General features: G+C 66.4%; 14 protein-coding genes and 1 tRNA gene. 11 read left to right on the plus strand and 4 right to left on the minus strand.

The features are described 5' to 3' along the window. Window positions 1-35: 35 nt before the first annotated feature. Both ACX3PH_RS05575 and ACX3PH_RS05580 read left to right on the plus strand, forming a co-directional pair. Entirely contained in the window at window positions 36-806 is a 771-nt protein-coding gene (locus ACX3PH_RS05575; RefSeq protein ID WP_459090264.1) for a fumarylacetoacetate hydrolase family protein, read from the plus strand. Window positions 807-1,005: 199 nt separating this feature from the next. Then, on the plus strand, window positions 1,006-1,284 hold the full coding sequence (locus ACX3PH_RS05580; RefSeq protein ID WP_459090266.1) for a PadR family transcriptional regulator: 279 nt from the start codon (window positions 1,006-1,008) through the stop codon (window positions 1,282-1,284). Between the two features lie 159 nt (window positions 1,285-1,443). Here ACX3PH_RS05580 and ACX3PH_RS05585 read toward each other — a convergent pair whose 3' ends face one another. Then, entirely contained in the window at window positions 1,444-1,872 is a 429-nt protein-coding gene (locus tag ACX3PH_RS05585) for a TA system VapC family ribonuclease toxin (protein WP_459090268.1), read from the minus strand. Beyond that, complete coding sequence (locus ACX3PH_RS05590) at window positions 1,869-2,117, minus strand: hypothetical protein (protein ID WP_459090270.1); 249 nt, start codon at window positions 2,115-2,117, stop codon at window positions 1,869-1,871. Before ACX3PH_RS05590 ends, ACX3PH_RS05585 begins: the two co-directional genes overlap by 4 nt. 57 nt (window positions 2,118-2,174) lie before the next feature. Here ACX3PH_RS05590 and gltX point away from each other — a divergent pair, with 57 nt between their 5' ends. From gltX to ACX3PH_RS05615, 5 genes are all read left to right on the plus strand, one after another. After that, the gene (gene gltX / locus ACX3PH_RS05595; protein ID WP_459090272.1) at window positions 2,175-3,650 is read left to right on the plus strand and encodes a glutamate--tRNA ligase; all 1,476 of its coding nucleotides are present in this window, start codon (window positions 2,175-2,177) and stop codon (window positions 3,648-3,650) included. A gap of 9 nt (window positions 3,651-3,659) precedes the next feature. Next, window positions 3,660-4,661, plus strand: a complete 1,002-nt coding sequence (locus tag ACX3PH_RS05600; protein WP_459090274.1) for an NAD(P)/FAD-dependent oxidoreductase — start codon at window positions 3,660-3,662, stop codon at window positions 4,659-4,661. 66 nt (window positions 4,662-4,727) lie between these two features. Beyond that, a tRNA-Gln gene (locus ACX3PH_RS05605) sits at window positions 4,728-4,799 on the plus strand. A gap of 84 nt (window positions 4,800-4,883) precedes the next feature. After that, window positions 4,884-5,342, plus strand: a complete 459-nt coding sequence (locus tag ACX3PH_RS05610; protein WP_459090276.1) for a MarR family winged helix-turn-helix transcriptional regulator — start codon at window positions 4,884-4,886, stop codon at window positions 5,340-5,342. Further along, complete coding sequence (locus tag ACX3PH_RS05615) at window positions 5,339-5,983, plus strand: hypothetical protein (RefSeq protein ID WP_459090278.1); 645 nt, start codon at window positions 5,339-5,341, stop codon at window positions 5,981-5,983. The genes ACX3PH_RS05610 and ACX3PH_RS05615 overlap by 4 nt, the downstream gene beginning before the upstream one ends. Window positions 5,984-5,996: 13 nt before the next feature. Here the strand turns inward: ACX3PH_RS05615 and ACX3PH_RS05620 are convergent, their stop codons facing one another. After that, window positions 5,997-6,995, minus strand: a complete 999-nt coding sequence (locus ACX3PH_RS05620) for an ABC transporter substrate-binding protein (protein WP_459090280.1) — start codon at window positions 6,993-6,995, stop codon at window positions 5,997-5,999. Window positions 6,996-7,110: 115 nt separating this feature from the next. On the opposite strand from ACX3PH_RS05620, the gene ACX3PH_RS05625 reads away from it, so the two are divergent. Genes ACX3PH_RS05625 through ACX3PH_RS05635 form a run of 3 tightly spaced genes read left to right on the plus strand, consistent with a single transcriptional unit; the run spans window position 7,111 to window position 10,027 of the window. Further along, window positions 7,111-8,133, plus strand: coding sequence for a FecCD family ABC transporter permease (locus ACX3PH_RS05625; protein ID WP_459090282.1), 1,023 nt, complete (start codon window positions 7,111-7,113; stop codon window positions 8,131-8,133). Continuing rightward, a complete protein-coding gene (locus tag ACX3PH_RS05630) occupies window positions 8,130-9,212 on the plus strand; it encodes a FecCD family ABC transporter permease (RefSeq protein ID WP_459090284.1) in 1,083 nt (360 codons plus the stop codon). Before ACX3PH_RS05625 ends, ACX3PH_RS05630 begins: the two co-directional genes overlap by 4 nt. After that, complete coding sequence (locus ACX3PH_RS05635; protein WP_459090286.1) at window positions 9,209-10,027, plus strand: ABC transporter ATP-binding protein; 819 nt, start codon at window positions 9,209-9,211, stop codon at window positions 10,025-10,027. The genes ACX3PH_RS05630 and ACX3PH_RS05635 overlap by 4 nt, the downstream gene beginning before the upstream one ends. A gap of 6 nt (window positions 10,028-10,033) precedes the next feature. Here ACX3PH_RS05635 and ACX3PH_RS05640 read toward each other — a convergent pair whose 3' ends face one another. After that, on the minus strand, window positions 10,034-10,669 hold the full coding sequence (locus ACX3PH_RS05640) for an MBL fold metallo-hydrolase (RefSeq protein ID WP_459090288.1): 636 nt from the start codon (window positions 10,667-10,669) through the stop codon (window positions 10,034-10,036). 59 nt (window positions 10,670-10,728) lie between these two features. Between ACX3PH_RS05640 and ACX3PH_RS05645 the strand changes: the two genes are divergently transcribed. Beyond that, window positions 10,729-12,852: a copper-translocating P-type ATPase gene (locus ACX3PH_RS05645; protein ID WP_459090290.1), complete on the plus strand. Its 2,124-nt coding sequence runs from the start codon at window positions 10,729-10,731 to the stop codon at window positions 12,850-12,852. Window positions 12,853-12,871 lie beyond the last annotated feature (19 nt).

Here is a 12,871-nt window from a genome sequence, read left to right on the forward strand (position 1 = left end):
GTAAGCGGTTGCAACCGCGCCGGTAGACTCGAACGGTGAAAATCGCGCGCTTTGCAGTTGATGATGCCAGCCCCCGCTACGGAATTGTTGATGGTGACGAACTCGTCGTCCTGGCCGGGGACCCCATGTTCAGCGGCTACGGCACCACCGGTGAGCGCGTGGCCCTCGCGGACGCGAAGCTGCTGGCACCGGTCATTCCGCGCTCCAAGGTCGTCTGCGTCGGGCTGAACTATGCCGAGCACAAGGCGGAGATGCCGATCGATGCGCCGAGCGCGCCGTTGATCTTCCTCAAGCCGAACACCTCGGTGATCGGCCCGGGCGAGGCCATCCAGATTCCGCCCGTGGAGGGTCGAATCGTGCACGAGGGCGAGCTCGCAATCGTCGTCGGCAAGATCGCCAAGCGGGTAAAGGCGGCCGACTACGCCGACTACATCTTCGGCTACACGATCGCCAACGACGTGTCGGCCAGGGACCAGATGTTCGCCGACGGCCAGTGGGCCCGGGCGAAGGGCTATGACACGTTCTGCCCGCTGGGACCGGTGATCGAGACAGAGCTGGACCCGACCAACCTGAACATCCAGACCTTTGTCGACGGTGAGCCGCGTCGGCACGGCAACACGAAGGACCTGATTCACAAGATCCCCGAGCTGATCGAGTACATCTCGGACGTGTGGACCCTCCTGCCAGGCGACGTCATCCTCACCGGGACGCCCGCCGGCCTCGGCGGTTTCGTCGACGGCCAGACCGTCGACATCACCATCGACGAGATCGGTACCCTGAGCAACCCGGCGCGCAACCGCGCCTGAGGCTGCTCACTCACCGAGCCGCCCGCCGCCCAGAGCCATCCGCTGCCCTGACCTCGTCAAAGGGTCTGCCCGGCTTCCGTTCCCTGGGCTCGCCGACGGGGCGCCGCTCGTCACATCCGCTGGTCGAGCTTGTCGAGACCCGGCAGCGCGCCTTTTTCAGTAGCTCGCAGGCGCATACTTTTGCGCGACCCACTGAAAAGTGCGCGCGTCGGCCCGAAACGTCCGCAGGCAGCTGTCTGAGACGCTCATCGCCCACGGCATGATCGCGAGCATCGGCACGCTCTACCCGATGCTGAGCAGACTGCGCGCCCAGGGGCTGGTCAGCACCTACGAACAGGCTTCGGACGCGGGCCCGATTCGCAAGTACTACCGATTGACGGATGCCGGCACCGAGCAGCTGAACACCTTCCGCGAGCAGTGGGGGCCTTTTACCCGCACTGTTCACGACCTCGTCGGAAAGGACGATTCCCATGGCTAAATCGGCGACCCCGAGGTCGTGCGGAGCAAGGCCGCAATGCCGTAGTAGCGCCGCCGTCAACAGGATGGATTCGGCGACACGCGGTAGCGGGCGTAGCGACATGCCCGCTTCGCCGAATCCATCCTGTTGAGCGCGGGTGGTTTCGGTCTGGTTGGCGTTTCAGGCTCTCGGCACCACGATCTCGAGCCCGTCGAACCGGCGAAAGTCGCGGTCGAAGCTGGCGATGGGGCAGGCGTGAGACAGCGCGATCGAGGCGAGGTAGGCATCCGGGATGAGATTGGCCCATGAGTCAGATGACAGCACCAGTTTCTTGAACGGGGTCAAGCCGTCGTGGAGGCCGGGCACCTGCACATACGACGGCGCTGCACAGACCGCGTCGACAAACCCGAAAGCCTCGCTTGGAGTGGATGGCACTTCGAAAATGTGGGAGTTGGTGACCAGGCGGACGAAGCCGATCCAGACGGCGTCGGAGACCAGGATGCCCGTCCCGTCAGCGAGCGTGCGCTCCAACCAGGGGCGGGCAGCCGAATGGTGCGCATGGTCCTGCCGGAAGGCGGCCAGCACGACGTTGACGTCGAGAACGATCACGCCAGGTCGCCGCTCGAGTCGAGCGCATCGAAGAGGGCTCGATTCGATGAGGGGTCAAGGCCTGGCCTCATGCCCGTTCCTCGGGTGAATGTGGGAAGCGCCGGCGCGGCCTTCTCCTGAGGCGGCGCCACCAGGTCCCGGCGAACGGCGTCTTCCACGTACTGGCCGAGGGTTTGCCCTCGTTCAGCCGCACGCTTCTTCGCGCGCTCAAGCAGCGCTTCGTCGATCGAGAGTGTGGTGCGCATGATGACAATTTTAGCGCATCACCTGCATCACGGCAGAGTGAGCCTAGAATTGCAGCAATGTCTGCTCAGTTCTCCACCGCATCCGGCGCCGATGTGCGCGTTCGTTTCGCCCCGTCTCCGACCGGCACACCGCACGTCGGGCTGATCCGCACGGTGCTCTTCAACTGGGCCTACGCCCGGCACACCGGCGGCAAGCTGATCTTCCGCATCGAGGACACGGATGCCGCGCGAGACAGCGAGGAGAGCTACCTGCAATTGCTGGAGGCGCTTCGCTGGCTGAAGATCGACTGGGACGAGGGGATCGACGTCGGCGGCCCGCACGGCCCGTACCGGCAGTCCCAGCGCAGCGACATCTATGAGGGTGTCATCGAGAAGCTGAAGGCCACCGGCCGACTGTACGAGTCCTTCGCCACGGGCGAGGAGATCGAGGCGCGCAACGTGGCGAACGGCCGCGACCCCAAACAGGGTTACGACAATTTCGAGCGGGATCTGACGGATGCCCAGAAGGCCGCGTATCGCGCGGAGGGCCGCGAACCGGCGCTGCGTCTCCGCGTTCCGGACACCGACCTCAGCTTCACCGACCTGGTTCGCGGCGACATCACCTTCCCCGCCGGCAGCTTCACCGACTTCGTGGTGGTGCGCCCGAACGGAATCCCGCTCTACACCTTCGTCAACCCGGTCGACGACGCGCTGATGGGGGTCACCCACGTGCTGCGTGGCGAGGACCTGCTGTCGAGCACCCCGCGCCAGATCGCCCTCTACGCCGCCCTCATCGAGATCGGCCTGACAGAGTTCATTCCCCGTTTCGGGCACCTCCCCTACGTCATGGGCGAAGGCAACAAGAAGCTGTCCAAGCGCGATCCGGCGTCGAACCTGTTCCACCACCGCGACCGCGGCTTCATCCCGGAGGGCCTGGTCAACTACCTCGCCCTGCTCGGGTGGTCGCTGACCCACGACCGCGACGTGTTCACCATCGACGAGATGGTGGCCGCGTTCGACGTGGAGGACGTCAACCCGAACCCCGCCCGCTTCGACCAGAAGAAGGCGGAATCGATCAACGGCGACCACATCCGGATGCTCGAACCGCACGATTTCGCGGAACGCCTGCTGCCCTACTTGACCGGTGTCGTCGACAGCGGCGAAGACCGGGTGCTGCTCGCGAAGGCGGCGCCGCTCGTCCAGGAGCGCATGCAGTTGCTGGGGGAGGCCCCCGCGCTCCTGTCCTTCCTGTTCACCGACGACGACCGCATCGAGTACGACGCGGATGCCATGCCGGGCGCCGAGGGCAGGCAGGTGCTCGACGCATCCGTTGCCGCCCTGATGGAGGTCGCCGATTGGACGCACGAGGCGATCGAGGCTGCCCTTCGGGAAGCCCTCATCGACGGGCTCGCGCTGAAGCCGCGCATCGCGTTCGGCCCGCTGCGCACCGCCCTGTCTGGTCGCCGCATCAGCCCGCCGCTGTTCGAGTCGATGGAACTGCTCGGCAGGGATTCGACCATCGCGCGCGTGCAGCGGCTCGCGGACCACTTGTAGGGAGCCACCGTGGTGACATCGGGGCCGGTGCAGGCCGACTACGACGTCGTCATCGTCGGTGCCGGACCGGCCGGACTCAGCGCCGCACTCAACCTGGCGCGCGCCCGGCGTCGCGTGCTGGTGCTCGACGCCAACCGCCCGCGCAACGCCGCGACGCTCGTCTCCCACGGTTTCATCACGCGTGATGGTGTGGCCCCGCACGAGTTGCGGCGCCTCGCCCGCGAGGACCTGACCGCATACCCCGGGGCCGAATACCAGCTGGCCAGGGTGCAAACGGTGACCGCGCTGGGCACGCCCGGCGAGCACGTGTACGAGACGGATACTCATACGACCGGGTCGACCGGCCTGTTCGAAGTGAACGCGAAGGGCATCAACGGCAAGCCCGACCGGCTGGTCACCGCCCGAACCGTGCTGGTGGCGACGGGGCTGCACGAGGAGCTCCCTGCCCTTCCGAGCATCCGCTCGTTCTATGGTCTCGGGCTGTTCAGTTGTGTGGCGTGCGATGGCTACGAGTACAGCGACCGCCCGATCGCGCTCATCGGTGAGACGTCGGATGTCGCCTGGCGCGCCCTGCTGATCTCGCAGTGGAGCCACTACCTGACCGTATTCACTAACGGGGCGGATGCGATCACTCCAGGCCAGGAGGCGCTCCTCGCCGAGCGTGGGGTGACCGTTGAGCGCCGTGCGATCGATGATGTCGAGGGGGACCGCCACGGGGTCACGGGCGTCCGACTGGTCGACGGCGACGTTATCGCGATGTCGGGCGGTTTCGTGCGCCCCAAGTGGCACGCCCAGCTGGAGTTCGCCGGCTCGCTCGGGCTCCACACCGATGGCTGGGGGCTGCTGACCGTCGACCGTGATGGCCGCACCAGTCATGCCGGCGTGTATGCCGCGGGGGACATCACCTCGCCCGGCCCGCAGCAGCTCATCGTCGCGGCTGGATCCGGTGGTCGGGTCGCGGCCACCATCAACCGAGACCTGATCGGCATCCCGACCGCCCACAGTCGCTGACGTGTTCGCCCCGCCTCGTCCGGTACGGTAAAGTGGTCAATCGGTTCGGATTCCGGTTCGGACCATTGGGGTATGGTGTAATTGGCAACACGGGAGATTCTGATTCTCTTGTTCTTGGTTCGAGTCCAGGTACCCCAGCAAGTGAAGGCCCGAGAGATCGGGTCTTTTTTCTCGCCCGCATCAAACTCGTGAATATAGGTAATGATGTACTACCATCATTAGATGGAACCTCGCGTGCTCGATCAGTTGCTGGCGGTGACAGCTCTCCTTCAGGAGGACCTCACCCGGTTTTTCGAGGGAACACCGCTGACGACCGCCCGCACCCACCTGCTGTGGGAACTCCAGCGCTTGGGCCCGTCCACCCAACAGTCGCTGGCGGTGGCCCTTCAGGTGAGCCCCCGCAACATCACCGGCCTCGTTGACGCGCTCGAAGCATCCGCCTACGTGGTCAGGGGTGACCATCCGACCGACCGCCGGGCGACCGTCGTGTCGCTCACGGAATTGGGCGAGCGCACCATGGCGAAGATGGCCGAAGACCACCGGATACTCTCGCACGACCTGGTCGTCGGCCTCAATCACGGTGACGTCGATCAGTTGGAACGCAGCCTCGACGTGGTTATCGGTCGTCTCAAGGAGCTGATGGCGACCGATCAGGCGAACTCGGAACTGGGGGCGTCATGACCGTGACGACCGCCAGGCAGCGCCGAACGCCGTGGCAGAAGGTCGTCTATGTCGGCCGTCGTGCGATCAGCATGGAGATCGGCGTCTGGCTGAGCCTTTACCGGTTCATCTTCCGCCGACCGAACGTGCCGGCCGGTGCGAAGGGGTTCACCTACCACCGCCCGCTCATGTCGATCATGATCATCTTCATCGTCCTGTCGGCCGTCGAGATCCCGATCATCGACCTGATCGTGCACCAATGGCTGTTCGTGCGCATCCCGTTCCTCATTCTGGGAATCTGGGGGCTCACCTTCATGGTGGGTTTCCTCCTCGGCTACCTCACCCGACCGCACGCTGTCGGGCCAGACGGCATCCGGGTGCGCAATGGCGCGGAGGTCGACATCCCGATCTCCTGGGACGACGTCTATTCGGTGGAGCCGGACAAGCAGGTGGTCGAGTCGGCCAAGGAGCCGAAGGTGACGTCGGGCGAGGGGGGCGACACCCTGCACCTGCGGATTCAGAATGAGACCAACATCCTGATCACGCTCGAGCGTCCGACCGCCATCCGCCTCCCGCACGGTCCGGAGACCGTGTGGGAGATCAGGCTGTTCGCTGATGAGCCGAAGCAATTCATGGATGAGGTGCGCCGGCACATCGGCTGAGTCGTATTGCCGACTATGGCAGCTGCGGGTCCACTCCGAAGTGCTCAGCCAGCTGGGTGATCACCGACTGGGCTCCCTGGATGCTCACGGATGCCAGGAAAGTGCCGTCATCGACGTTCAGCAGGTCTCCCTGAAGCCGGTCCCACAACGGATTGGACTCGAAAAGCTCCTGCTGCGCCCGTGACGCATCCCCTTCTGCGCCATCCGGCGTGAACGCGCTGACCATGACCAGCCCGGCGTCCCCCTCGAGGATCTGCTCGGCCGACAACGGAACGAAGATCGACTCCGTGGTATCCGGACCGTCGGCTGGGCGGGGAATGCCCATGTCGGCCATGATCTCGCCGATGAAGGAATCGGATGAGTACAGGCGGGCCGTGTCTTCGCCGACGAACCGGATCAGCGAGTAGGTGAGCTCCGGATCCGCGGCCAGGATGGCGGCGCCGACATCCGCCGCCCGCTTCTGGTAGGCGGCAACCAGCTCTTCTGCCTTGTCCTTTTTGCCGAGCGCCTCACCGAGGAGAACGACGTTCTCCTTCCAGGTCGGGCCAGTGCTCTCCGAGAAAACGGTGGGTGCGATCTTCGACAGCTGCGGGTAGAGGGCCTCCTGGCGCACCTTGGCGGAGATGATCAGGTCGGGCTCGAGTTCGAGGATCTTCTCGAGGTCCGGCTCGGCCATGGTGCCCACGTTGACAGCATCCTTGGTTTCGGATGCGACGTCGCCGAGGTAGGGCGCGAACGGGTTCGTCGGGTCCTGACGGTACTGCGCGTAGCCGACCAATTCCGCACCCAGCAGCAGCGTGGCATCCACATAGCTCGGGTCGAGAGCGACCACGCGGATCGGCTTCTCGGGGATTTCGGTCGATCCCATGGCGTGCTCGATGACAATGGGGAAGCCGTCGGCGGCGGCCACCTCGGCGACTGGCGCACTGGCCGTGCTGCACGCAGAAACTCCGAGGAGGGTGGCGAGCGCGGCGACAGCGGTAAGGGACTTCAGAAGGCGTTGTGATTTCACGTGGATGCTTTCGGTGTCGAACGAGGGTGAACTTAGGTAAGCCTAAGCTACATTGCGAGCTAGACTGTAGCAGCACTTGCCGCCTCGTCCAGAACAGCTCCGTCACAGGGAACCCGTGGAAAACCAATCGCCTCGCCGCGCCATCACTGCGCCCCGGCGGCTGGTGTTACTCGCCTTGGTGGTGCTCGCTCTGGGTGTCGCGATCATCGCGAGCGTCGCTGTCGGGAGTGCGCCATCATCGCCGGCCGAACTCTGGCATGCGGTCTTCAGCCCCACGGCCACCACCATGGATGTGACCATCCGTGAACTCCGCTGGCCGCGCACGGTGCTGGGAATCGTCGTCGGCGCCTGCCTCGGACTGGCAGGCGCCATGGTGCAGGGTCACACCCGGAACCCGATCGCCGACCCCGGGCTGCTCGGCATCTTCCAGGGCGCCGCCCTCGCGGTCGTGGCGACGACTGCCCTGGCCGGCACGGTGCCCTGGATCGTCCTGGCGATCATGGCCTTCATCGGTGCACTCGTGGCCAGCATGCTGGTCTTCACCATTGCGCACCTGGCCGGCCGGGGAGCGACCGCGATCACTCTGGTGCTGGCCGGCGCAGCCGTCGCCGCTTTGTGCGCTGCCCTGGTCACCGCTATCGTGCTCTTCAACGAGGCCGCGCTGGACACCCTGCGGTTCTGGCAGGTGGGCTCACTGAGCGGCCGCAGCGGCGCGATCGACCTGGTCTGGCCGTTCGCGCTCGCCGGAGGCGTGCTCGCCATCGCCAACACCTCGTCGCTGAACGTTCTCGCCCTGGGTGAGGAGACCGCGCAGTCGCTCGGGGTGTCGTTGCGCCGGTCGCGCACCGTCGGCATCGCGGCGATCACGCTGCTTGCCGGTAGCGCTGTCATGATGGCCGGCCCGATCGCCTTCGCGGGACTGATTGTTCCCCACCTCGCCCGCGCCGTGGTCGGCGGCGACTACCGGTGGCTGATCCCCACCTCCGCAGTCGCGGGCGCCGCGCTGCTGCTGGTGGCAGACACGATAGGGCGTATCGTCGCCCGCCCGGGCGAACTCCCGGCCGCGGTGATCCTCGCGGTCATCGGAGCGCCGTTCTTCGTGCTCCTCGCCCGTCGCCGGAAGCTGGTCACCCTGTGACCGCGCCGGCATCCGCGCCGATCCGATCGATCCGCGTCTGGCGCATCGGCGACGCATCGCTGCGGATGGACCCGCGGGCAGCCACCATCTGGGTCGGAACGATTGTGCTGCTCATCGCTGCCGCAGTCGTGCACCTGGCGCTCGGCGGTTCAGTCATTGAACCTTCCGCCGTGGTGGCAGCGCTGCTCGGCGACACCAGCGATGCCAGCAACTACCTGGCGGTAACCGAGTTCCGCGCACCCCGAACCGTTGCGGCTGTCATCGTCGGTGCATGCCTGGCAGCGTCGGGCGCGATCACGCAAACCGTCGCCCGCAACCCGCTCGCGAGCCCGGACATCCTCGGTGTCACCTCCGGCGCGGCGCTCGGCGCGGTCGCGGTCCTCATCGCGGCCGGCGGGGGAGCGGCCGGGCTGAGCGGCGCGGCCGCCAGCGTGGGCATGCCGACCGCAGCCTTCACCGCGGGGATGGTGAGCGGAGTTGCCGTGTACCTGCTCGCCTACCGGCGCGGGATCGACAGCTTTCGTCTGATCCTGGTCGGGCTCGGGGTGTCCGGGCTGGCGACGAGCCTCACCACCTGGCTGCTGACCCTCGGTGATGTCTCCAGCACCGCCCAGGCGCTCACCTGGATGATGGGTTCGCTCAACGGCAAGGACTGGACCCTGATCCAGCCGATGGGTGCCGCGGCGATCACCCTGCTGCTGGCCGCCGCGTTCGCTTCCCAGCGGCTGTTCGTCACCACCCTCGGTGATGACACGGCGATCAGCCTGGGCGTGCGGCTCGGCCTGGTGCGGGTCGTCGCCCTGACCATCGCGGTGCTGCTGGCATCGCTCGCCACGGTGGTCGCCGGACCGCTGGCGTTCGTGGCCCTGGCCAGCCCCCAGATCGCCCGATTGCTCACCCGCGGAGTCGTGCCACCGGTGAACGTCGCCATGGTCGTCGGGGCGATCTTCGTGCTTGTTTCCGACATCCTCGCTGCGCGTACATTGCCGGTCGCGCTTCCCGTCGGAGTGGGAACCGCGGTCCTTGGCGCGCCGTACCTCATCTATCTGCTGATCGTCGCATCAAGGAAGGGCTCATGAACGCTGGGATCGAAGCGCGGCTGACCGCCCGGGGACTGTCGCTCGGCTACGAAGGGCGGCGGGTGGTGGAGAACCTGTCACTGCAGGTCGCGCCCGGCCAGGTCACTGCGGTGATCGGCCCCAATGGCAGTGGAAAGTCGACCCTTTTGAAGGGCTTGGGCCGGCTGTTGCCCCCGGAGGCCGGGGAAGTCCTGCTTGACGGAGTGCCGCTCCAGCGACTGTCGACACGGCACATCGCCACCCAATTGAGCGCCCTGCCGCAGAGCCCGAACGCGCCGTCCGGGCTCACCGTCGCAGACCTGGTCTCCCGCGGCCGTCACCCCCGGCAGAAGTGGTACCAGCAGTTCTCCTCAACGGATGAACGCATCGTGCTGGACGCGCTCCGGGCTACCGGGATGACCGATCTGGCCGACACTCCGATCGACGACCTTTCCGGCGGGCAACGTCAGCGTGCCTGGATTTCGATGATCCTTGCCCAGGAGACTGACATCCTGCTGCTGGATGAACCGACCACCTTCCTCGACCTGGCGCATCAGGTGGAGGTGCTCGAACTCATCCGCGGACTCAATCGTGACCGCGGCTGCACCGTGGTGATGGTGCTCCACGACATCTCGCTCGCCGCCCGGTTCTCGGATCGCATCATCGCCATGAGGGGCGGTCGAATCCTGGCCGAGGGAACGCCGGCCGAGGTGGTCACCGAGTCGTTGCTGTTGGAGGTCTTCGGCCTGCGCGCTCAAATCATCCACGAGCCGACCGCCGGCCGGCCGCACGTCATTCCCCTCGGTGTCGAGGGCCTCTACGGTGGTGCTGCCTGAGCCCGGTTACAGGTCCAGGGACTGGTCAGGCTCAAGCGCGAAGTACTCGCCCCCGGCCTGCTCGGTGACGGCACGCAGCCGATCGTTGGATTGCTTCTGCCCGATCTTCGAGAGCCCCATCTGGTGGGTGGGGAAACACCGCTTCGGCGCCACCGCGCTCACGTAATCCATCGCTTCGGAAATCTTCAGCCAGGGTGCGCCGGCCGGAGCGGCGAGCGTGTCGACCGGCACCGGTGGAACCGTGTACGAGTCTCCGGGGTAGAAGAGAAGGTCGTCCACCAACACGCCCACGTTGTCGACCACCGGAAGCGACGGGTGAATGACGGCATGCTTCTCGCCGAAGAACCGGAGGCTGAATCCGTCTACCTCGTGGTGGTCGCCGTCGGCGACTTCGATGATGGCGAACTCGGTAGCGGCGGCGGCAACGCCCGGCGGCCCGAAGATCACCGCATCCGGGTTTCGCTCGAGGATGCGGGAGAGATGCTCCGGTGTCCAGTGGTCGGCATGCTCGTGCGTGATGACGATCGCCGCCACGTTGTCGATGCCGCTCAGCGGGGTGGTGAACGAGCCGGGGTCGATGATGACCCGTTGTTCGGCCTTCTCCAGAACCAGGCAGGCGTGCTCTTGTTTGGTGACTCGCATTCGCCCAGCTTAGGCATCAGGGGCTTGCGCTGGATACCCCCTAGGGGTATATTCTACCCATGAGCCACGACGAACACGAGCATCATGGGCCTGCCGTCGACGAGCGGGCGGTGCACGGCGTCGCGTCGAGCGACAACGCCGGCCACGACAATGCCAGCCACACACAAGCCGGCCATGAACACGCGCGGCATGCTGAGGGCCACGACCATCATGAGCACCACGACCCCGGAATGTTCCGCCGCAAGTTCTGGCTGAGCCTGGTCCTCACCATTCCCACCCTGGTGTTCTCGCACGGCCTGCAGGACATCCTGGGTCTCGACGGCCCGCGGTTCCCTGGCAGCCACTTCATCCCGGCCGTCTTCGGCATCGCACTGTTCTTCTACGGCGGCATGGTCTTCCTGAAGGGCGGGGTGCAGGAACTCAAGGCCAGGCAGCCGGGCATGATGACCCTCATCTCCCTCGCCATCCTGGTCGCCTTCGGCTACAGTTTCGCGGTCACGCTCGGCCTGCCCGGCATGGACTTCTGGTGGGAACTGGCGACACTCATCACCATCATGCTGCTGGGCCACTGGATCGAGATGGCCGCCGTGATGGGGGCTCAGGATGCCCTCGGCGAGTTGGCGAAGCTTCTCCCGGACACTGCCGAGGTCGTCCACGGCGAGCACACCATGACGCATCCGGTGTCCGAGCTGAAGGTCGGCGACCACGTGCTGGTGCGACCGGGCGCTGCAGTGCCAGTCGACGGGGAGGTCGCCGACGGTGACTCCGAAGTGAACGAATCCCTGCTGACCGGGGAGTCGTCGACTGTGCGCAAGAAGGTGGGAGATCAGGTCATCGCCGGCAGCATCAACGACTCCGGCGCGCTAACCGTTCGGGTGACGAAGGTGGGCGGCGACACGGCGCTCGCCGGCATCATGAAGCTGGTGGCGGATGCGCAGGCCAGCAAGTCGGGTGCCCAGCTGTTGGCGGACCGCGCGGCCGCCCTGCTCTTCTACGTGGCCGTGGCCGCCGCGGTGATCACCTGGGTCGCCTGGGCGCTCCTGCAGCCGGGTGACCCGACATTCGTTCTCGAGCGTGTGGTCACCGTGCTCGTGATCGCCTGTCCGCACGCCCTCGGCCTGGCCATCCCGCTGGTATCGCAGATCTCGACGTCGCTGGGGGCGAAGCGCGGCATCCTCATCCGGAACCGGATCGCGCTGGAAGCCGCACGTGAGATCGACGTGGTGCTCTTCGACAAGACCGGAACCCTCACCGAGGGCCGCCAGGGAGTGGCTGATGTCGTCTCCGCGGGCGGGTTGTCGGCGGATGAAGTATTGGCACTGGCCGCGTCCGCCGAGGCGAACGCCGAGCATCCGATCGGCCGTGCCATCGTGGAGGCGGCCCAGGAGCGCCAACTGGTCAGTGCCGGCAGGGCGAAGGAGTTCCAGTCGCTCGCTGGTCGCGGGGTCGAGGCCGTGGTAGACGGACGCTCGGTCACCGTCGCCAGCGCACGACTCGTGAACGAGCGCGGCATCACCATCGGAACCTCGCTGGTACACGCCACCAGGGAGCACACCGGTGCGGGCAAGACAGTGGTCTACGTGGTCGAGGGCGAAACGGTTGTCGGCATGATCGCGGTGGCCGACGTCATCCGCGCCGAATCGGCCGAGGCGGTGTCGCTGCTGAAGAGCCGCGGCATCCGCGTTGCCATGCTGACCGGGGACTCGCACGAGGTCGGCAACTGGGTGGCCGCGCAGCTGGGCATCGACGAGGTCTTCGCCGAAGTGCTTCCAGGCCAGAAGGCGGATGTTGTCGCCAGGCTTAAGGACGGCGGCACCCGGGTTGCCATGGTCGGCGACGGCGTGAACGACGCCCCAGCACTGGCGCGTGCCGACGTGGGGATCGCCATCGGTGCCGGAACGGATGTCGCGATCGAGTCGGCCGGGGTCGTGCTGGCTTCCAGCGACCCGCGTGGCGTCGCCGACGCCATCCGGCTGTCGAAAGCCACCTATCGCAAGGAGCTGCAGAACCTGTGGTGGGCCGCCGGTTACAACATTGTGGGCCTCCCGCTCGCGGCCGGCGTTCTCGCCGGGGTCGGCTTCCTGATGCCACCGGCGGTCGGCGCCGCCCTGATGGCCGTGTCGACGATTGTGGTGGCGCTGAACGCCCAACTGCTGCGCCTCATCCGCTTCGCCCGCGACTGAGCCGACCCGTCGAAAACGA

The sequence above is a fragment of the Homoserinimonas sp. A520 genome (assembly GCF_054489245.1).

What these genes read in the sequence shown, in the direction of transcription:
- ACX3PH_RS05590 (WP_459090270.1), bottom strand. Translation starts at nt 2,117, where the DNA reads ATGCGCACCACACTCTCGATCGACGAAGCGCTGCTTGAGCGCGCGAAG.
- gltX (WP_459090272.1), top strand. Translation starts at nt 2,175, where the DNA reads ATGTCTGCTCAGTTCTCCACCGCATCCGGCGCCGATGTGCGCGTTCGT.
- ACX3PH_RS05610 (WP_459090276.1), top strand. Translation starts at nt 4,884, where the DNA reads ATGGAACCTCGCGTGCTCGATCAGTTGCTGGCGGTGACAGCTCTCCTT.
- ACX3PH_RS05615 (WP_459090278.1), top strand. Translation starts at nt 5,339, where the DNA reads ATGACCGTGACGACCGCCAGGCAGCGCCGAACGCCGTGGCAGAAGGTC.
- ACX3PH_RS05635 (WP_459090286.1), top strand. Translation starts at nt 9,209, where the DNA reads ATGAACGCTGGGATCGAAGCGCGGCTGACCGCCCGGGGACTGTCGCTC.
- ACX3PH_RS05640 (WP_459090288.1), bottom strand. Translation starts at nt 10,669, where the DNA reads ATGCGAGTCACCAAACAAGAGCACGCCTGCCTGGTTCTGGAGAAGGCC.
- ACX3PH_RS05645 (WP_459090290.1), top strand. Translation starts at nt 10,729, where the DNA reads ATGAGCCACGACGAACACGAGCATCATGGGCCTGCCGTCGACGAGCGG.